Annotated in this window: 18 protein-coding genes and 1 pseudogene; 7 read left to right on the forward strand and 12 right to left on the reverse strand. The window is 57.9% G+C overall.

From position 1 onward, the window contains the following. The first annotated feature begins 10 nt into the window (after positions 1-10). The 5 genes from hutG (at position 11) to mdoH (ending at position 7,148) form a co-directional block, all read left to right on the forward strand. A complete protein-coding gene (hutG, locus tag ACA052_RS01705; protein WP_497648119.1) occupies positions 11-814 on the forward strand; it encodes an N-formylglutamate deformylase in 804 nt (267 codons plus the stop codon). A 229-nt stretch (positions 815-1,043) separates the two neighbouring features. After that, entirely contained in the window at positions 1,044-2,015 is a 972-nt protein-coding gene (pip, locus tag ACA052_RS01710; RefSeq protein WP_497648120.1) for a prolyl aminopeptidase, read from the forward strand. Beyond that, complete coding sequence (dtd, locus tag ACA052_RS01715; RefSeq protein ID WP_034148582.1) at positions 2,012-2,449, forward strand: D-aminoacyl-tRNA deacylase; 438 nt, start codon at positions 2,012-2,014, stop codon at positions 2,447-2,449. The genes pip and dtd overlap by 4 nt, the downstream gene beginning before the upstream one ends. Before the next feature lie 321 nt (positions 2,450-2,770). Continuing rightward, on the forward strand, positions 2,771-4,585 hold the full coding sequence (locus ACA052_RS01720; protein ID WP_497648121.1) for a glucan biosynthesis protein G: 1,815 nt from the start codon (positions 2,771-2,773) through the stop codon (positions 4,583-4,585). Further along, complete coding sequence (gene mdoH, locus ACA052_RS01725; RefSeq protein WP_497648122.1) at positions 4,578-7,148, forward strand: glucans biosynthesis glucosyltransferase MdoH; 2,571 nt, start codon at positions 4,578-4,580, stop codon at positions 7,146-7,148. Before ACA052_RS01720 ends, mdoH begins: the two co-directional genes overlap by 8 nt. A 58-nt stretch (positions 7,149-7,206) precedes the next feature. Here the strand turns inward: mdoH and ACA052_RS01730 are convergent, their stop codons facing one another. The 12 genes and pseudogenes from ACA052_RS01730 to ubiE form a co-directional block, all read right to left on the reverse strand. Continuing rightward, positions 7,207-10,857, reverse strand: coding sequence for a hypothetical protein (locus ACA052_RS01730; RefSeq protein WP_497648123.1), 3,651 nt, complete (start codon positions 10,855-10,857; stop codon positions 7,207-7,209). Positions 10,858-11,019: 162 nt separating this feature from the next. Beyond that, positions 11,020-11,892, reverse strand: a complete 873-nt coding sequence (locus ACA052_RS01735; RefSeq protein ID WP_497650253.1) for a methyl-accepting chemotaxis protein — start codon at positions 11,890-11,892, stop codon at positions 11,020-11,022. Next, positions 11,878-12,936, reverse strand: a pseudogene (locus ACA052_RS01740) (methyl-accepting chemotaxis protein); the annotation flags it as partial. The pseudogene ACA052_RS01740 and the gene ACA052_RS01735, both read right to left, overlap by 15 nt. Before the next feature lie 367 nt (positions 12,937-13,303). Further along, complete coding sequence (locus ACA052_RS01745; RefSeq protein ID WP_497648124.1) at positions 13,304-14,011, reverse strand: 16S rRNA (uracil(1498)-N(3))-methyltransferase; 708 nt, start codon at positions 14,009-14,011, stop codon at positions 13,304-13,306. Next, the gene (tatC, locus tag ACA052_RS01750; protein WP_090176639.1) at positions 14,008-14,802 is read right to left on the reverse strand and encodes a twin-arginine translocase subunit TatC; all 795 of its coding nucleotides are present in this window, start codon (positions 14,800-14,802) and stop codon (positions 14,008-14,010) included. Before tatC ends, ACA052_RS01745 begins: the two co-directional genes overlap by 4 nt. Next, complete coding sequence (tatB, locus tag ACA052_RS01755) at positions 14,799-15,236, reverse strand: Sec-independent protein translocase protein TatB (protein ID WP_497648125.1); 438 nt, start codon at positions 15,234-15,236, stop codon at positions 14,799-14,801. The genes tatC and tatB overlap by 4 nt, the downstream gene beginning before the upstream one ends. Positions 15,237-15,246: 10 nt before the next feature. After that, positions 15,247-15,525, reverse strand: a complete 279-nt coding sequence (locus ACA052_RS01760) for a twin-arginine translocase TatA/TatE family subunit (RefSeq protein ID WP_010464483.1) — start codon at positions 15,523-15,525, stop codon at positions 15,247-15,249. A 25-nt stretch (positions 15,526-15,550) separates the two neighbouring features. Next, a complete protein-coding gene (locus tag ACA052_RS01765) occupies positions 15,551-15,883 on the reverse strand; it encodes a phosphoribosyl-ATP diphosphatase (protein WP_007899279.1) in 333 nt (110 codons plus the stop codon). Then, on the reverse strand, positions 15,876-16,277 hold the full coding sequence (gene hisI, locus ACA052_RS01770) for a phosphoribosyl-AMP cyclohydrolase (RefSeq protein WP_497648126.1): 402 nt from the start codon (positions 16,275-16,277) through the stop codon (positions 15,876-15,878). The genes ACA052_RS01765 and hisI overlap by 8 nt, the downstream gene beginning before the upstream one ends. 115 nt (positions 16,278-16,392) lie before the next feature. Next, a complete protein-coding gene (ubiB, locus tag ACA052_RS01775) occupies positions 16,393-17,997 on the reverse strand; it encodes a ubiquinone biosynthesis regulatory protein kinase UbiB (protein WP_497648127.1) in 1,605 nt (534 codons plus the stop codon). Then, positions 17,994-18,617: a ubiquinone biosynthesis accessory factor UbiJ gene (locus ACA052_RS01780; protein ID WP_497648128.1), complete on the reverse strand. Its 624-nt coding sequence runs from the start codon at positions 18,615-18,617 to the stop codon at positions 17,994-17,996. Before ACA052_RS01780 ends, ubiB begins: the two co-directional genes overlap by 4 nt. After that, complete coding sequence (gene ubiE / locus ACA052_RS01785; protein ID WP_497648129.1) at positions 18,617-19,387, reverse strand: bifunctional demethylmenaquinone methyltransferase/2-methoxy-6-polyprenyl-1,4-benzoquinol methylase UbiE; 771 nt, start codon at positions 19,385-19,387, stop codon at positions 18,617-18,619. The genes ACA052_RS01780 and ubiE overlap by 1 nt, the downstream gene beginning before the upstream one ends. A 155-nt stretch (positions 19,388-19,542) precedes the next feature. Between ubiE and ACA052_RS01790 the strand changes: the two genes are divergently transcribed. Both ACA052_RS01790 and ACA052_RS01795 read left to right on the forward strand, forming a co-directional pair. Then, a complete protein-coding gene (locus ACA052_RS01790; RefSeq protein ID WP_497648130.1) occupies positions 19,543-19,818 on the forward strand; it encodes a polyhydroxyalkanoic acid system family protein in 276 nt (91 codons plus the stop codon). Between the two features lie 205 nt (positions 19,819-20,023). Beyond that, positions 20,024-20,446, forward strand: coding sequence for a phasin family protein (locus tag ACA052_RS01795; protein WP_497648131.1), 423 nt, complete (start codon positions 20,024-20,026; stop codon positions 20,444-20,446). Positions 20,447-20,450: the final 4 nt, after the last annotated feature.

The following is a 20,450-nucleotide window of genomic DNA, read 5'->3' on the forward strand; positions in this document are numbered from 1 at the left end:
GAGAGCAGTTGTGGATAAGGTTCTGAACTTCAAACAAGGCCGCGTGCCGCTGCTGATCAGCATGCCCCACGCCGGCCTGCGCCTGACCCCGGCCGTCGAAGCCGGGTTGATTCCCGACGCGAAAAGCCTGCCGGACACCGACTGGCACATCCCCACGCTTTATGAGTTCGCCGCCGAACTGGGCGCCAGTACGCTGGCTGCCGAGTACTCGCGGTTTGTCATCGACCTGAACCGTCCGTCCGACGACAAACCGTTGTACGTCGGCGCTACGACCGGTCTGTACCCGGCGACATTGTTCGACGGTATTGCGTTGTTCCGCGAGGGCATGGAACCGTCGGCTGCAGAGCGCGCAACGTATCTGGAACAGGTCTGGACGCCGTATCACAGCACGTTGCAGAACGAGCTGGCACGACTCAAAGCCGAGTTTGGCTATGCGCTGCTGTTCGATGCGCACTCGATTCGTTCGATCATTCCGCACCTGTTCGACGGCAAACTGCCGGACTTCAACCTCGGCACCTTCAACGGCGCCAGTTGCGATCCGCAGTTGGCCACGCAACTGGAAGCCATCTGCGCGAAGCACACCGACTACAGCCATGTGCTGAACGGGCGCTTCAAGGGCGGGCACATCACCCGGCATTACGGCAACCCGGCGGAGAATATCCACGCCGTGCAGCTGGAGTTGGGGCAGTGCACGTACATGGAAGAGTTTGAACCGTTCCGTTATCGACCGGACCTGGCCGCACCGACGCAGGTGGTGCTCAAGGAATTGCTGCAAGGGCTACTGGCCTGGGGCAAGCACCGCTACAACGCATAACCTCCTTGTAGGAGCTGCCGGAGGCTGCGATCTTTTGATTCTGTTTTTCAAGATCAAGAGATCGCAGCCTTCGGCAGCTCCTACAAGGGCCGGTCGGGCGGATATCGCCTATGGGAACCGGCTCCCGCGCGCAGGACATGCTCATTGACGTAATTCGGGTTTATGATGCCCAACGGCAGAATAATAGAAGTCCCCCCAGGGATGACCTCGACCCCTTACGGAGCGCGCAATGCAGACTTTGTACCCGCAGATCAAACCCCACGCCCGGCACGATCTGGCCGTCGATGACACTCACACGCTGTACGTCGACGAAAGCGGTTCACCGGAAGGTTTGCCGGTCGTGTTCATTCACGGTGGCCCCGGCGCCGGGTGTGACGCGCAAAGCCGTCGTTATTTCGATCCCAACCTGTATCGCATTGTCACGTTCGACCAGCGTGGCTGTGGCCGCTCCACGCCTCACGCCAATCTTGAAAACAACACCACTTGGGATCTGGTTGCCGACCTTGAGCGAATTCGCAAACACCTGGGCATTGAAAAGTGGGTGTTGTTCGGCGGCTCCTGGGGTTCGACCCTGGCCCTGGCCTACGCGCAAACCCATCCGGAGCGTGTGCACGGTCTGATCCTTCGTGGGATTTTTCTCTGCCGTCCGCAGGAAATCGAGTGGTTCTATCAGGCTGGCGCCAGCCGTCTGTTCCCCGATTACTGGCAGGACTACATCGCGCCGATCCCGCAGGACGAACGCGACGACTTGCTCAGCGCTTTCCACAAGCGCCTGACCGGCAACGATCAAATCGCCCAGATGCACGCAGCCAAAGCCTGGTCCACTTGGGAAGGCCGGACCGCGACCCTGCGTCCGAATCCAATGGTGGTCGACCGGTTCTCCGAGCCGCAGCGCGCGTTGTCCATCGCCCGCATCGAATGTCATTACTTCACCAACGACGCCTTCCTTGAGCCGAACCAGTTGATTCGCGACATGGGCAAGATCGCCCACTTGCCGGGGGTGATCGTCCACGGCCGCTATGACGTGATCTGCCCGCTGGATAACGCCTGGGAACTGCACCAGGCCTGGCCGAACAGCGAACTGCAAATTATCCGCGACGCCGGTCATGCCGCCGCCGAGCCGGGGATTACCGATGCTTTGGTGCGTGCCGCCGATCAGATGGCTCGGCGCCTGCTCGACCTGTCCCCCGAAGAAGCATGAAGGGCCTGCTGCAACGCGTGCGTGGTGCGCGAGTCGAGGTAGCGGGGGAGGTGGTTGGCGCAGTCGATCAGGGTTTGCTGGTGCTGGTGGCCGTCGAGCCCGAGGACACTCGGGCCAGCGCCGACAAACTTCTCAATAAGCTGCTTAACTATCGAGTATTCAGTGACGCCGAGGGCAAGATGAACCTGTCCTTGGCGGATGTCGGCGGAGGGTTGCTGCTGGTCTCGCAGTTCACCTTGGCCGCGGACACCAAGAGCGGGTTGCGCCCGAGTTTTTCGACCGCGGCCCCTCCGGCCCTGGGCGAGGAACTTTTCGACTATCTATTAGGCAAGGCAAAACAGGTGCATGGCACTGTGGCATCAGGTAGATTCGGCGCGGATATGCAGGTGCACCTGGTCAATGATGGCCCGGTAACCTTCCTGTTACAGACCTGAAAGGGCTTAAAACGAGTTTTTAAGCCCTTTTCGACTGAAAACAGGGGTTTTTCGCGATAAATACTTTGTTACCCCTGATGCGTTGTAACGCGGCCTACTAGATAATCGCGCGCTACGGGGATCAGCGTTCGTTGGTCCATTTTGACTTAGGTAGAGACTTGTCCTGGACCGTTTGGGGAATCATTTAGCCCCATCGGAGTCGGAACAATGCTCGCCAACTTGGCAAGAGTGGTCTGTAGGGGTGGTTTTTTCATGCCGCCTGCCTCACAGGCCCTTTAACTGGCCGTTGGTTTTTTGATCTGTTTTCGGCGAGGGTTGCTCGTGATTGTTAGTCCCTGTAATGCACCAAGATTGTCTGCCAAACGGTTACGAAGCGCTCTGGTAGCAGGCTCTGCACTGCTCTGCCTGCTCAGCGCCGGTCAACTCTGGGCATTCAGTCTGGATGATGTATCGGCCAAGGCAAAAGAGCTGGCCGGGCAGAAATACGAAGCCCCGCGCAGTAACCTGCCGAACGAATTCCGCGAGATGAAATTCGCGGACTATCAGAAAATTCGTTTCCTGACCGAAAAAGCCGAGTGGGCGGATCAGAAAACTCCGTTCAAGTTGTCGTTCTATCACCAGGGCATGCATTTCGATACTCCGGTGAAAATCAACGAAATCACGGCCAACAACGTCGAAGAGATCAAGTACGACCCAACTCGTTTCGATTTCGGCGACTTGAAATTCGATCCTAAAGCCACCGAACAACTGGGTTATGCCGGTTTCCGTGTGCTTTACCCGATCAACAAGGCCGACAAGCAAGACGAAATCATGACCATGCTCGGCGCGAGTTACTTCCGCGTTGTCGGCAAGGGTCACACCTATGGCCTGTCCGCTCGTGGCATGGCCATCGATACTGCCTTGCCGTCCGGCGAAGAGTTTCCGCGTTTTCGCGAATTCTGGATTCAACAGCCGAAACCGGGTGACAAACACCTGGTGATCTTCGCCCTGCTGGATTCGCCTCGTGCTACCGGTGCCTATCGCCTGACTTTGCGTCCGGGCAGCGACACCATTGTCGACGTCAAGGCGCAGATGTACCTGCGTGACAAGGTCACTAAGCTTGGCGTTGCGCCACTGACCAGCATGTTCCTGTTTGGCGCCAACCAGCCGTCGAAAGTGCTGAACTACCGCCGCGAGTTGCACGACTCCAGCGGCCTGTCGATCCATGCCGGCAACGGCGAGTGGATCTGGCGTCCGTTGAACAACCCGAAACACCTGGCAGTCAGCAACTTCTCGATCGAGAACCCGCGCGGCTTCGGCTTGCTGCAACGTGGCCGTGACTTTAGCCACTACGAAGACCTCGACGACCGCTACGACAAGCGCCCAAGTGCCTGGATCGAGCCAAAAGGCGATTGGGGCAAGGGTTCTGTAGACCTGGTGGAAATTCCAACTGCCGACGAAACCAACGACAACATCGTTGCCTTCTGGAGCCCGGAAAAACTGCCTGAGCCTGGCCAGCCGCTGGAATTCGGCTACCGCATGCACTGGACCATGGACGAAGCCGCGATTCATGCGCCGGACAGTGCCTGGGTCAAACAGACATTGCGCTCCACCGGTGACGTCAAACAGTCCAACCTGATCCGTCAGCCGGACGGTAGCGTTGCTTACCTGGTGGACTTCGAAGGCCCGTCCCTGGCGGCATTGCCGGCAGATGCGGACGTTCGCAGCCAGGTCAGCGTTGGCGACAATGCCGAACTGGTCGAGAACAGCGTACGCTATAACCCTGAAACCAAGGGCTGGCGCCTGACCTTGCGCATGAAGATCAAGGACCCGGGCAAATCCACCGAAATGCGTGCTGCACTGGTCCAGAACATCGTGCCTGAAGACCTGGCCAAGTCATCCGTGCCAGCGTCCACCTCTTCCGTTGCCAAGGCCGACAAAGTTGCCGCCAGACAGCAAGAGAAAGTGGACAAAGAAGCGAAGCAAGCCGAGGACAAAAAGGCTGACGCCAACCCGGTTGCGGATGCCAAGGACAAGGCCAACAAAGACGCCACGCAGCCTGCTGCTGCCGACGCGGCCCCAGCCACACCGGAATCGACAGCGACTGAAGAAGTCCTGACCGAGACCTGGAGCTATCAGTTGCCTGCCGATGAGTAATCCTCAAGTACAGCCAGAGACTCTGTCCGAGTATCTGGCGCATTTGCCAATGACCGACGAGCAGCGCGCGGAACTCGCGGGCTGCAAGTCCTTCAGCGAACTGCACCAGCGTCTGTCGTCTTCGACGTTCGACGCCCCGGCCGAGGCCGCCCAGGCTTCGGTCGGCAAGCGCCTGACCCTGAACACCGCCGAAGAGTTGCAGGACGCGGAAATGCTGGCGGTCGACGCCAGTGGTCGGATCGTCCTCAAGGCGACTCCACCGATCCGCCGGACCAAAGTAGTGCCGGAGCCATGGCGTACCAACATCCTGGTGCGTGGCTGGCGTCGCATGACCGGTCGCACCAATCCGCCGGCCCCGCCGAAGGATGAGCGCGTGTTGCCGGCCGCTCGCTGGCGCACCGTCGGTTCGATCCGTCGCTACATCCTGTTGGTGCTGATGCTCGGCCAGACCATCATTGCCGGCTGGTACATGAAAGGCATCATGCCGTACCAGGGCTGGTCGTTCGTTGACCTGAACGAAGTGCTGCATCAACCGTTGATGCAAACGGCCACGCAAGTGCTGCCGTATGCACTGCAAACCAGCATCCTGATTCTGTTCGGGATTCTGTTCTGCTGGGTATCCGCCGGTTTCTGGACGGCGCTGATGGGCTTCCTCGAGTTGCTCACCGGCCACGATAAATACCGCATTTCCGGCAAAAGCGCCGGCAATGAGCCGATCGCCAAGGACGCGCGCACCGCACTGGTGATGCCGATCTGCAACGAAGACGTGCCACGGGTGTTTGCCGGCCTGCGGGCGACCTTCGAGTCGGTCGCGGCCACGGGTGACCTGGATCGCTTCGACTTCTTCGTCCTCAGTGACAGTAACGAAGCCGATATCTGTGTCGCCGAGCAGCAGGCCTGGCTGGACGTCTGCCGTGAAGCCGGGGGCTTCGGCAAGATCTTCTATCGCCGCCGTCGCCGTCGCGTAAAGCGTAAAAGCGGCAACCTCGACGACTTCTGCCGTCGCTGGGGCGGTGACTATAAATACATGGTCGTGCTCGACGCTGACTCCGTCATGAGCGGCGAATGCCTGACCAGTCTGGTGCGCTTGATGGAAGCCACACCGGACGCCGGGATCATCCAGACCGCGCCACGTGCGTCGGGCATGGACACCCTGTATGCACGCATGCAGCAGTTTGCGACCCGCGTCTACGGTCCGCTGTTTACCGCCGGCCTGCACTTCTGGCAGTTGGGCGAATCCCACTACTGGGGCCACAACGCGATCATCCGCATGAAGCCGTTCATCGAGCACTGCGCCCTCGCGCCATTGCCGGGTAAAGGCGCATTCGCTGGCGCGATTCTGTCCCACGACTTCGTTGAAGCGGCGCTGATGCGCCGTGCTGGCTGGGGCGTGTGGATTGCCTACGACTTGCCGGGCAGCTACGAAGAATTGCCGCCGAACCTGCTGGACGAACTCAAGCGTGACCGTCGCTGGTGCCACGGTAACCTGATGAACTTCCGCCTGTTCCTGGTCAAGGGCATGCACCCGGTGCACCGTGCGGTGTTCCTGACCGGCGTGATGTCTTACTTGTCCGCGCCGTTGTGGTTCTTCTTCCTCGTATTGTCGACGGCGCTTCTGGCGGTCAATACGCTGATGGAACCACAGTACTTCCTGGAACCGCGCCAGCTCTATCCGCTGTGGCCTCAATGGCACCCGGACAAGGCGATTGCGCTGTTCTCCACCACCATCGTGCTGCTGTTCCTGCCTAAGTTGCTGAGCATCATCCTGATCTGGGCCAAGGGTGCGAAGGAGTTCGGTGGCAAGTTCAAGGTGACGTTGTCGATGCTGCTGGAGATGCTGTTCTCCATGCTGCTGGCGCCGGTGCGTATGATTTTCCACACCCGTTTCGTCCTCGCCGCGTTCCTCGGCTGGGCCGCGACCTGGAACTCGCCACAACGTGACGACGACTCCACGCCATGGAGCGAAGCGGTCAAGCGCCACGGTCCACAAACCTTGCTGGGTTTCTTCTGGGCGCTGCTGGTGATCTGGCTGAACCCGAGCTTCCTTTGGTGGCTGGTGCCGATCGTCGGTTCGTTGATGCTGTCGATCCCGGTGTCGGTGATTTCCAGCCGTGTCGGCCTGGGCCTTAAGTCCCGCGACGAGAGCCTGTTCCTGATTCCCGAGGAATACAATCCGCCACAGGCGTTGCTGGCCACTGACCAGTACACCCATGAAAACCGCTGGCATGCGCTGAAAGACGGCTTTGTCCGTTCGGTGGTTGATCCGCAGCAGAACGCTCTAGCGTGTTCGCTGGCGACATCGCGCCACGGTCAGGCCGAGCCGATCGAGTGGTTGCGGGTCGAGCGGGTTCGCCATGCGTTGAAAGTCGGGCCTGAAGGCCTGACCAACAACGAGCGTGTGCAGCTATTGAGTGACCCGGTGGCTTTGGCTCGCTTGCATGAGCAGGTCTGGAGCGAAGGCCACCCCGAGTGGCTCGAAGCCTGGCGCAAATCGGTGAAAGCCGATCCCCATGCGCCGCTGCTGCCGCTCAAACCGTTGAGCGTGCAGGTACAACCGGCCTGATAAAAAACAAAACCCCGCGAAAGCGGGGTTTTTTTTGAGCGGATGATCGTCTTTCTACTTATGTCGTTATTTCAGCGAACAAAGGTAGCGAGTACCCCGCAGCGTTACGTGCTGAAATCCGTACCTGATAGCGAGTGAGTGGTAGCAGCACCGGTTTAAGGATGGGTTGTATCGAGTCGTAGGGAGGAAGATCGGTCCCTTGTGGGCCTGTCAGGATGATTTGATAGCCGGTTACTGGCTCATCGGGTGCATCCCACTCCAATGTCGGGATCAGTCCACGCGTGAAGCGGAAGTTGGTGGGCGGGGCAGGTGGCGGACCGACTTCAACGGCGATTTTGGCAGGCTCAGAGGCATTGCCGGAATAGTCCAGCGCGCGCACCTCAAAAGAATAACTTCCCGGCATCAAGCCTGTGACGCTGTATTGGGTAAGTGGCGTACTGTCGAAGTACACCTGATCGTTGTAGAGAGCGTATTCGCAGACCCCGATATCATCCGTCGATGCCTCCCAGGCCAGCGTGATCGAGTCTGGGGCCTTATCTGTGATTCGCGGATTGCCAGGAACACTGGGGGCTGTGGTGTCTTTGGGTTCATAAGTCAGGATTACAGGTTCAGACAGCTGCCCAATCATATCGAAACTCGACACGCTGATCTTGTACTCATTGCCAGGGATCAACTCGTATAACGTATCGGTTTGCAAAGCGAACAGGATGTCGCGGTAGAACTCATCGTTGATCATGATTCTTACCCCCGACGCGAACGTGTCGGAGTTTTCTATGAAATACCACCCAATTTTCACGGAGGTGGATGTCTGATCGACGATATTCACGACGGGCGCAACAGGAGGCGGGAATGGCGCCTGCCCGGTGGTCTTGAACGTGGTGATCGCGCTACGGCAGGAGAGATTCCCGTCCGCGTCCTTGGCCCGCACGAACACATAGTGATGAGCCCCCGGTGTCAACGCGGTGAACCTGATGTACGGATACGGAGTATTGAGAAGAAGCAATCCATTGAGGACCACCCGATAACCAGCGACCCCGACGTTGTCGCTCGATGGTTCCCAGGCCAGGTACACCGAAGTATCGGTAATTTCGCTGGCGTCAGGCGCTCCGGGCCGGCTTGGCGGCACACCATCAGCCAGCGTTTTCTCCAACAGGCTGACTTCGGAACTTGCGCCGTCCAGATGAGCGCGAACCGCAAACTTGAAGTGGTGCGGGACAGGACCTGGAGACAGATCCGACAGTCTGAAGTTGTAACCCCAGCGCCCCGGGACCGTCGTAAACTTCTTGTCGTTGATCGACACCTCATGCGATGGGAATTTGCTGAAAACAGGGTCCCACGCCAACCTGCAATTTCCATTGACGTGGCTGAACCTCAGGTTGGCCGGTGGACTGAGCAAGGTTTTGAACGCCGCGGTAGTCGGCTCGGACACCCCACTTGAGTTGAAGGCACGGATTTCTACGTGATAGTCGAACAGGCTTTTCAGGTGGGTTGCGAGGTAGCGTGGTTCGTTGGTATGAGCAACGAGGTATCCATTTAGAGAAACCTTGTACTGAACCTCCAGGCCGCTTGCGGCCGCCCAGCGAATTTCTGCCGATGCGTGGGTAATATCGTTGATTTGGGGGATGCCAGGTTTGCTGGGGGCTATGGGATCAAAGGTGATGGATTCTATAGTTGAGGTTGCACCAAAGGCGTTAATGACCCAAATTTCGATGGTGAATGCCTCGTCTATTGGCAACCCTTCAAATACAAATTCACGTACTGTCGGTAAGATGAGTATCGGAGGCCCTTCATTAAGTGAAATTGCCTGGTTTGTTAAACTTTTGCTGGTTGAGGGTGTCCAGGAGATCGAGGTTTCGGTTGGTGTTTGAGAAGTTAGTTTCAAATTGGGGATAGGTGAAGGGGGGAAGCCTTCGAAAACAACATCATATTCATATGTTGGAGCGTAATCTTGAGAGTCCCATAGCCGAAGAGAGCACTTGAAAGATATGAGTTCACCCTGCTTGATTTTGAGGCTGAGGCTAGGAGTTACCCCATCAATATGCTTGCTAATAAAATAACTAAGATGGCTTTTGATTTCGCCTACGTAATATAGAATAAATTGAGAAGGTGTATCGATGTCCCACATATAAAGCACAGTATATAGTAAGTTATCATCGTCGTAGTCAATTATAGATATTCTAGGGTTTATAAGTCGCGGGCGTGGCCAAAGTGTTAAATTTGTATACTCTGAGTAGAGTCCGTTCATGTCTTTGGCACGAACCGAAAACTCAACTTTTTCAGCAGGATCTAGCAGATCGGGCCGAAACGTAAGCTCGGTTGTGTTTGTAATGTATTTTCCATTTTTATATATCTCATAAGACTCTACGCCTGCTTCATCGAACGAAGGCTCCCATTCCAGAACCACTGAGGTGAATCCTGTTCTGCCGAATCTCAAGTTTTCTGGAAGGGTCGGGGGAGTCTTGTCTTGTATTAATTCGAAGCTGGCAAAGTCAGATTTGTTTTCTAAGTTGTCAATGGCTCTGACTGCGAACGAATAGTTTTTAAGAGGTAGGTTCTTTTTTTCAGCGGTTGTCTTGCCTGTTTCAAAATAGAATACACCATCACGAAAGACTTCATAATATTTCATGCCCAGATTATCGGTGGAAGCGTTCCATGTAAACCGCAGTGTGTTTTGGCGCTCACCATCAATAATATCTTCGTCCACTGGTGTTACAACAAAATTGGTAGGAATGGTCGGCGGAGAGGTGTCGACGGATCTTTTTATATTTAATTCGATACAGCGATCTACTACGCTGATTCTGGAATCTTCGCTCTCAATGAAGTTGACCATGAGGGTTTTTACATTTTGATACCCTGCTTTAAACGCTTCTATTCGTATTGAGCTATTCCGGCTCAGATTCTGTGGTATTCGTAGCGAATTGGACGTGGCAGCAGAAAGTACCCAATACTGGCTTGTTAGGGGAGCGATCATGGATTCAACGGTGAGCGATAATATCTCTTCATCGGAATCGTGCTCGCGCCATGCATGTGGAAGAGGGGACCATAACTGATCTCTCCGTACTACCCCGCTTGGCCAATTATCAACAGGGCCTGGGGCAAGGGCCAAAATTATGCTACAGCCCGGATGCTTCTGACGAATTTCTGCAATACTTAAGTCTTTAGCTGAAGGCGGAATTAAACGATCTTTGATAGGGTTGAATTTAGGTAGGCAGCGTTCAAGACTGTTATAGGAGTAATTAGCCCCTTTGTCATAGTGGTGGAAGTCTAGAAATACAATCTCGCCTGGGTTGGCGGTGGTAAAATTTTTTACCGTAGTGATTAGGTAATCCAGGCTTCGACCTGCGCTAACGGGTCCATGCTTGAATTCAAAGACTTCTATAAATTTATAAGTTGGAAATTTGTTTCCTATTGTTTTTTTATAACTGCTATCCACTAGTCGCAAGTCTAAATAACGTGCGCCGGCGGCCAGTTGTTCGGGAAAGCTTTTGTATTGGCAAGCCCCAAACCGCAATCCGATATCAAACTTACCATCTAGGTCAACACCCGCGTTATGCGCGCCAGGAATGGCGAGTTGATGCATTTTCATGTGCGCAATATTCAGCGCTATCTGCGTCATCCACCGATTGTAGTTATAGTTGGTATCTGGCCCGGCATCGTTAGAGTGGGTTGCCAGCGAATTTGAGGGCGTGTCGGTTGTGTCGTTGTCCATGACAATTTTCTCGCCGCATGTATGGATAGTTAATCCTGCGCCGTTTTGATTGCTGGCGTAACTAGCAGAACTGATAGTGGCGGTTAACAGATTTTCTGCTAGTGCCGCCTCAACGAAGGGGGTAGTTGTTCAGAACTATCCCCTTTTTAGAAAGTGCACACTTCAGGTCCTGAATTTGCCTACCAACATCTGCAAATGCGTCCCCAACCGCGCCAGCTCAATGCTGGACGCCGCTGTCTCTTCACTCGCTGCCGAAGTCTGCTCGGACACATCTCGCACGTTCAGCACGCTGCGGTTGATCTCTTCGGCCACTGCGCTTTGCTGTTCGGCGGCGGCAGCAATCTGCTGGTTCATCGTCTGAATCGCCGACACCGTGCGGGTGATGCTTTCCAGCGAGCCACCGGCGCGGCGGGTCAGTTCGACGCTGCTGTCGGTCAGGGCGCGGCTGTTGTCCATGATGGTTGCGACTTGTTGGGTGCCGGCTTGCAGGCCGACGATCAGCTCTTCGATTTCTTCGGTGGACTTCTGGGTGCGCTGGGCGAGGCTGCGAACTTCGTCAGCGACCACGGCAAAACCGCGACCGGCTTCACCGGCACGTGCGGCTTCGATGGCGGCGTTGAGGGCCAGCAGGTTGGTTTGCTGGGCCACGGATTTGATCACGTCGAGCACGCTGCCGATCTTGTCGCTTTCACGCTTCAGGTCGCCCATGGCGGCGGTGGAGTTGCCGACTTCCAAGGCCAGGCGCTCGATCTGGGCGATGGCTTCGCCGACCACTTTGTCGCCTTCGCGAGCCTGCTGGTCCGCTGCAACGGCCGCTTCGGAAGCTTCTTCGGCGTTGCGCGCGACTTCCTGCACCGTGGCGGTCATTTCGTTCATGGCGGTGGCCACTTGGTCGGTCTCGACCTTTTGGCTGTTGACCCCGGCACTCGTTTGTTCGGTGACGGCCGACAACTCTTCGGCGGCGCTGGCGATTTGCCTGACGCCATCGCTGATGCCGCCGATCAGTTCCCGCAGGCCCAGGGTCATGCTCTGCATGGCACGCTGGAGCTGACCGAGTTCGTCGCGACGCTGGGAAATAAGGTTCTGGGTCAGGTCGCCAGCCGCGACGCGCTCGGCCACTTTCAGGGTCTGGTTCAGGGGGATCACGATCTGGCGGGTGATGGCCCAGGCGGCGAGCATGCCAAAGGCGAGCGCCAGGCCGGTGGCCAGCAGCAGCATGTTCTTGGCGCTGGCGGCGTCTGTATCCCGGACGTTGGTTTGCGAGACGGTGAGTTTGTTGCTGACGTCGAGCAGGATGTCGCCTTGCTCAGCCATGCGTTTGAGTGACGCAGCGCTGGCTACCTGAGAATCACGGTATTGGCTGACGGCGGCGCGGTAAGCCTTGAGCGAGTTGGTAGCTTGTTGCAGGTTGGCAATATGCTGTTCCGGCAGTTTGGACGGCAGGCTATCAAGGTTTTTCAGCGCGCTGTCGATGGCATCCAGTGCGGGTTGCTCGGCCTCGGTCTTGCCGCTGTAGGTGTAGCCGCGGACCTGGAAACGCGCCTGCTGGATCAGTTTGCTAAGGTCGATCACGCTGTTGAAGTCGGCGACGCTGTCGCCCTGCAACATGGACTTCTCGACTTCAGCGACGCGGGCCACGGCGTTGTCGGCAGTGGCGCCGAGTTTGCTGCGAGCATCTTCGCGGTTGGCGCCGGCCTGGGTCATGACGGTAAAGGCTTGCTTGTATTCACTGACGGCCGCCAGTTGCTGATCAATCATCGCCACATCGGCGGGTTGCTCGATCATCTTGCGTGCGGTTTGCAGGCCGGTGTCGAGTTGCCCGAGCAATTCGTTGACGGCGCCCGGGCCCTGTTCGCCACGACGCATTTCGTAATCCATGCGGGCGATGCGCAGGTCTTTGGTCAGCCCATTGAGATCGGAAATGAAGCCCAGCTTATCGCCGCGACTCATTACGCCCGTCAGCCCGGTCCAGCCGGTGAAGGTGATCAACAAGGTCAGCAACAGCACGAGTCCAAAGCCGACGCTTAGTTTGCGATTAACGCTGATGTTCCCCAGATTCTCGGCTAGCCATCGGTACATGCTGCAACTCCCCAGGACCACAAATTGGATTTATGGGGTCTGTATCGGCAGGCGGGCGGGATTCTGTAGGAGCTGCCGAAGGCTGCGATCTTTTGATCTTGATCTTCGGCAATCTCACGATCGCCAAGATCAAAAGATCGCAGCCTTCGGCAGCTCCTACACAGGTCGGTGTGAAATCAGGATAGGAGGGCGAGCAGCACAGGTCGGTATGAAATCAGGATAGGAGGGCGAGCAGCACAGGTCGGTATGAAATCAGGATAGGCGGGCGAGCAGCACAGGGTCGGTGTGAAATCAGGCGAGGCGGGCGAGCAGTACCGGTCGGTATGAAATCAGGAGAGGCGGGCGAGCAGCACCGGGAGGTGTGAAATCAGAAGAGGCGGGCGAGCAGTGCGGTGACGGCGGTTTCGACGCGCAGGATGCGTTCGCCCAGTTGCACCGGTTGCAGGCCGGACTTGCCCAGCAGCTCGATCTCGTAAGGAATCCACCCGCCTTCGGGGCCGATGGCCAGGGTCACCGGTTCGTCCAGTCCACGGGGGCAGGGCGGGTAATTGCCGGGATGACCGACCAGGCCGAGGGTGCCTTCGGTGATCGCCGGCAGGCGATCTTCGACGAACGGCTTGAAGCGCTTCTCGATGACAATCTCCGGCAGCACGCTGTCCCGAGCCTGCTCGAGGCCGAGGATTAGTTGCTCGCGAATCGCCTCGGGCTCCAGGAACGGCGTTTGCCAGAAGCTCTTCTCGACGCGGTAGCTGTTCACCAGCACGATCCGTGGCACACCCATGGCCGCGACAGTCTGAAACACCCTGCGCAGCATTTTCGGGCGTGGCAGGGCCAATACCAGGGTCAGCGGCAGCTTGGCCGGTGGTGCTTGGTCGAGGACGACACGCAATTCGGCTTCATCGGCGTCCAGGCGCAGCACTTCGGCCGATCCCATCAGACCGCCGATTCGCCCGACGCGCATGCTGTCACCCACTTCACAGCGGTGAACTTCCTGCATGTGCGTCAACCGGCGATCGCGCAGGATCGCCCGGTCAGCCGCAATGAAGTCGGCCTCTTCGAGGAGTAGCAGGTTCACGGCTGGGTCGCTGGCGGCTGGTCGTTGTGATCGTCAGCCGGCTGGTCGTCCGGGTGCTCGCCACGTTTGCTGATCAGGCCGCCGAACAGCACGCCGATTTCAAACAGCAACCACATCGGCACGGCCAGCAACGTCTGCGAGAAGATGTCCGGCGGCGTCAGGATCATGCCGACCACGAAGCAGCCGATGACCACGTACGGGCGGATCTTCTTCAGGTATTTGACGTCGACCACGCCGATCCACACCAGCAGCACCACGGCTACCGGGATTTCGAACGCCACGCCGAAGGCGAAGAACAGCGTCATGACGAAATCGAGGTAGCTGGTGATGTCGGTCATCATTTCCACGCCGGCCGGGGTGGCGGCGGCGAAGAATTTGAAGATCAGCGGAAAGACCAGGTAATAGGCGAACGCCATGCCGGTGTAGAACAGCACGATGCTGGACATCAGCAATGGCACGGCAATGCGCTTCTCGTGCTTGTACAAACCCGGCGCGATGAAGCCCCAGATCTGATGCAGGATCACGGGAATTGCCAGGAACAGCGAGACCATCATGGTCAGCTTCAGCGGCGTCAGGAACGGTGACGACACGTCGGTGGCAATCATCGTCGCGCCGGCCGGCAGGTAGGCGCGCAGCGGTGTCGAGACGAAGGTGTAGATCTGCTGGGTAAAGGCGAACAACCCGGCGAAGATGATGAAGATCGCCGCTACGCAGCGCAACAGGCGGGTACGCAACTCGGTGAGGTGCGAAACCAGCGGCATGTGCTGGTCGTTTTCAGGAAGATCGCTCATGGGGCTCGCGGCGGCAGTGTTGGGTCATGAGGGGCCGGCGCAACAGGCGCAGCCGCGGGTGTAACAGGTTCAACCGTTGTCTGTGCAGCAACGGGCGCAGGTTCGGCAGGCGCAGCTTCCACCACTGGCGAATGAATCGTCGGCGTTGCCACGGGCTCGACCGGCTGCACCGGTGTGGCTTCCTGCTGGGTCGGCGTGAAGATTTTTCGCGCCTCCTGCTCCAGGGACAGAATGTGCTCGTTGTGCAGTTGCCGACGAATCTCGTCGGCACCGATTTCACGTTCAACTTCCTGTTTGATCGCGTTGAAGCTGCGCTTCAGGCGCCCGACCCACAGGCCGGCGGTGCGCGCAGCACCCGGCAGACGTTCGGGACCCAGCACCAGCAGGGCAACGAGGCCGACGAGCAGCAGTTCAGAGAAGCTGATACCAAACATTAGTCAGTGCTCACACGTCTTTGCGGATCGGCTCTTCGACTTTTTGTGCCTGCACGTCGATGGTGTGCGGCTGGTTCACGGACTGCGTGGTCTGTGGCTGAACAGGCGGAACCGGTTGGGCCGGGGTGACGGTCGGATCAGCCGGTTTTTCGTCATCGTTCATGGCTTTTTTGAAGCCCTTGATCGACTCGCCGACGTCAGTGCCGAGGTTTTTCAGTTTCTTGGTGCCGAACACCAGCACGACAACAACCAGGATGACGATCCAGTGTTTCCAGTCAAAAATGCCCATGTTGCTGCTCCTCTCTAATAATTGTTCAGGCGGACGGGCGCGAGGCTTTCTCGGCGTGTCCGGACAGACCGAAGCGACGGTCCAGTTCATCAAGTACAGCCTGTGGATGCTGCCCCAGTTGGGCGAGCATGACCATGCTGTGGAACCACAAATCGGCGGTTTCGTAGATCACATCGCTGCAGTCACCACTGATGGCGGCGTCCTTGGCGGCAATGATGGTTTCGACCGACTCTTCGCCGACTTTTTCCAGAATCTTGTTCAAGCCCTTGTGGTACAGGCTGGCGACATACGAGCTATCGGCGGCGGCGCCTTTGCGTTCTTCCAGCACCTGGGCCAGACGGGTCAGAGTGTCACTCATGTGTGTGTCCTGCGGAATAGATAGCGTGCGGATCTTTCAGAATTGGGTCGACGGTTGTCCAGTCGCCGTTTTCGAAGACGCGATAGAAGCAGCTCTGGCGGCCGGTATGGCAAGCGATGTCACCGATCTGCTCGACCATCAGGATGATCACGTCGGCGTCACAGTCCAGGCGCATCTCATGCAGGGTCTGCACGTGGCCGGACTCTTCACCCTTGCGCCACAGCTTGCCACGGGAACGCGACCAGTAAATGGCACGGTTCTCGGCAGCGGTCAGCTCCAGCGCTTCGCGGTTCATCCAGGCCATCATCAGGACGCGCCCGGTCTTGTGATCCTGTGCGATCGCCGGCACCAGGCCGTTGGCGTCCCACTTGATCTCGTCCAGCCAGTTTTTCATGTTCCGTCCCGGAGCAGCGGCGAGCATTAAGCTTCGAGCTGCAAGTAAAAAACTATCTGCGTCGTGTGAACGAAGCGCTTGAAGCTTGAAGCTTATCGCTTGCAGCTCAATCCGGCTATCGGCGAACGACCAGATACAAACCGACAGCCATCATGATTCCGGCCGGCCAGTAAGCCAGTTCGTTCAGCGGACCGCCAACGGCCAGTATCGCGCCGCCGGCCAGGTGAGCGGTGCCGAGCAGCCGCAGGAACCAATCATCCCGGCGTCGATGCCACGGTGGCGGCGGATCGTAGGCGTGGGGCTGCGACATGCGCTCGAGCAGGTCGCGCGCCATGTTGGCCAGGTGCGGCAGTTGTTCAAACTGGCTCTGCACGTTGCCAAGCAGGGCTTTGGGGCTGACGCGCTCACGCATCCAGCGTTCGAGGAACGGCTGGGCGGTGTTCCACAAATCAAGGTCCGGGTACAGCTGACGGCCCAGGCCTTCGATGTTCAACAGGGTTTTTTGCAGCAGCACGAGCTGTGGCTGCACTTCCATGTTGAAACGTCGGGCGGTCTGGAACAAGCGCATCAGCACCTGACCGAAGGAAATATCTTTTAACGGTTTTTCGAAGATCGGCTCGCACACGGTGCGGATCGCCGCTTCGAATTCGTTGAGTTTGGTTTCCGCCGGCACCCAGCCCGAATCGATGTGCAGCTGCGCGACGCGACGGTAATCACGCTTGAAGAAGGCGAACAGGTTGCGCGCCAGGTAATCCTGGTCCTCCGGGGTCAGGCTGCCGACGATGCCGCAGTCGATCGCAATGTATTGCGGGCTCCACGGGTTCACGGTGCTGACGAAGATGTTGCCCGGGTGCATGTCGGCGTGGAAGAAGCTGTCGCGGAACACTTGGGTGAAGAAGATTTCCACACCGCGCTCGGCGAGCATTTTCATGTCGGTGCGCTGGTCGGCCAGGGTGGTCAGGTCGGTGACCTGGATCCCGTAGATACGCTCCATCACCAGCACTTTCGGCCGGCACCAGTCCCAGTAGACCTGCGGCACGTACAGCAGCGGCGAGCCTTCGAAGTTGCGCTTCAACTGGCTGGCATTGGCAGCCTCGCGCAGCAGGTCGAGTTCGTCGTAGATGGTTTTTTCGTAGTCCAGGACCACGTCCACCGGGTGCAGCAAGCGTGCGTCGGCCGAGAGTTTTTCGGCGGCGCGGGCGAGGATGAACAGCCACGCCAGGTCCTGCGCGATGATCGGCTTCAGGCCCGGGCGGATCACCTTGACCACCACTTCTTCACCGGTTTTCAGTTGCGCGGCATGCACCTGTGCCACCGACGCGGAGGCCAGGGGCTCGACGTCGAAACGGCTGAAGACTTCACTGATTTTTTTGCCGAGCTGTTCTTCGATCAGCTTGACCGACACTTGTGAGTCGAACGGCGGCACGCGGTCCTGAAGTTTCATCAGCTCATCGGCGATGTCTTCCGGCAGCAGGTCGCGGCGGGTGGAGAGAATCTGCCCGAACTTGATGAAAATCGGCCCCAGGTCCTGCAACGCCAGGCGCAATCGTGCGCCACGGCTCAGGTCCAGCGTCTTGCGCGGGAACCAGCGCCACGGCAAGGCATAACGCAGCGCCAGCAGAAACCACGGCAGCGGCAGGGCGAACAACAGGTCATCGAGGCGGTAGCGAATCACAACGCGCTGGATGCGCAACAAACGGCGGACGGCAAGCAGCTTCATGCGTTATCGCTTGGGTCGAGGGATCGGGAAAGGCGCTCGAAACGCGCCTCGAGACGTTCCAGATCGAGTTTGATCTGGTCCAGTTCACTGAATCGGGCTTCGGCTTCACGCTGACCGACGAGGGTGCGCGATTCTTCGGCCAGGTATTCGCCAAGGTTCTGATTGAGGCTGGCGAACCCTTGCTGATACCAGCGCGCGCGGCTGCGCAGGTGACCGCCGACCAAATGCGTGGCGACAGGCCCCAGCCAGCGGGAGAGTTCGTACTCCCAGTCCAGCTCGAGGTCCTGCAGGATGGCCGCCAGTTCCAGCAGCACGCCGCTGTCGCCGTCGAGTTCGACTTCAGGGCCATGCAGGATCGAGGTCTTGTCCTTGCTCATCGCCAGTTTCAACAGGCTGGAGGCCGGTGCACGCAAGGTGCAGTCGGCGCCGGTTTCCCAGTGGGACGCCAGCATCAGGCCTTCGTCGCTGGGCAGGATGAACACTTGCAGCGCCGGGCTGCGGCAGTCGACGGCAATCACCCTGCCGCGCAAATGCGCCAGCCGCGGCAGCGCCGTGCTGTCGAGACGCAGCACCCGGTTCAGGCCGAGTTCGACGCTGGCAAGCAGGCCGGTCAGCAGCATCAGGGCTTGATGCCGCGGTGCAGGGCAACGATGCCTGCGGTCATGTTGTGGTAAGTCACGCGGTCGAAACCGGCCTCGACCATCATCGACTTCAGGGTTTCCTGATTCGGGTGCATGCGGATCGATTCGGCCAGGTAGCGATAGCTTTCCGAGTCGTTGGTGATCAACTTGCCCATCAGCGGCATGAAGGCGAACGAGTAGGCGTCGTAGGCCTTGGACATCAGCGCGTTGGTGGGCTTGGAGAATTCCAGCACCAGCAGGCGGCCACCTGGCTTGAGGACGCGCAGCATCGAACGCAAGGCGTCTTCTTTATGCGTCACGTTGCGCAAGCCGAAAGCGATGGTCACGCAGTCGAAGTGGTTATCCGGGAACGGCAGCTTTTCCGCATCGGCCTGGACGAAATCGACGTTGCCGGCGACACCCAGGTCCAGCAGGCGGTCACGACCGACCTTGAGCATGGATTCGTTGATGTCGGCCAACACCACCTGGCCGGTCGGGCCTACGAGGTGCGAGAATTTCTTGGTCAGGTCGCCCGTACCGCCGGCGATGTCCAGCACGCGGTTGCCCGTGCGTACGCCCGACAGTTCGATCGCGAAACGCTTCCACAGACGGTGCATGCCGCCCGACAGGAGGTCGTTCATCAAGTCGTACTTGGCGGCTACCGAGTGGAAAACCTCAGCGACTTTTTCCGCTTTTTGGCTTTCCGGAACGTTTTTGAAACCGAAGTGAGTGGTGGGTTCGGCATCGCTGCCTTTGCGCTGATCAGTCATATCGCTGTCACCAGAAGAGAATGCGGGACATTCTAATCCCGGTGGCCTGCTTTGTCTTGGCAAGGCTGAAGGTAAGATAGGCAACCACCGGGACGTTTTGCCGCAGCAGCGGTCAAGATGCTTCAGGAAAGTATCCATAAATCAGGAGTCATTCGATGGCCCGTATTAGTGTTGAACGTGCCCACGGCCTGGGCAAGGAAGCGGCCCGCGAGAAGGCCGACAAGCTGGCGCAGAAACTGTCCGATCAGTATGGCCTGGAGCCGCAGTGGTCCGGCGACACCCTGAACCTCAAGCGCACCGGTGTGAAAGGGGCGGTGCATGTGGGCGAGAATTCGATCAAGGTTGATGTCGAACTGGGTCTGTTGATGTCCGCCATGAGCGGCACGATCAAATCGGAAATTGAAAAGGCCCTTGATAAAGCGTTGGCTTGATCGTTAAAAGATCGCAGCCTTCGGCAGCTCCTACAGGGATTGGTGTACACCTGTAGGAGCTGCCGAAGGCTGCGATCTTTTCCCAAGGGCACCACCGGTATATGTCAGTTGTTAGGGTGCCGTTTCTAATTTTTCTCCCTACTTTGTGCCTGAGCCCGACACTTTCGCGGGCAGTTCCTCAAACCTTCTGCGCGTGAGGTGCACCATGGCCAAAGTTATTTTGAAGAAAAAAATCGACGCATCGACCACTGCTCTGGGCGACGTCAAATCCTATGCCCGCAAGATCTGGCTGGCAGGCCTGGGTGCTTACACCAAGGTCGGACAAGAGGGCAGCGAATACTTTCAAGAGTTGATCAAGGCTGGTCAAACTGTTGAAACTAAAGGCAAAAAGGTAGTTGCCGAGAAACTTGAAGCCGCTAACGCCGAGATCGATGACGCCAAGAGTGAAGTCAGTACTTTCAAAGGCAAGGTCGAAGTTCAACTCGACAAGGTCGAGAAGGCTTTTGACTCGCGTGTCGCAAGTGCCTTGAATCGTATCGGCATTCCGTCTAAACATGACGTTGAGACACTCTCTGCTAAGCTCGATGAGCTGACGGCATTGCTCGAACGCGTCGCGCGTAAATCTTAAGGAG

This window comes from Pseudomonas sp. LBUM1644 (assembly GCF_059716195.1).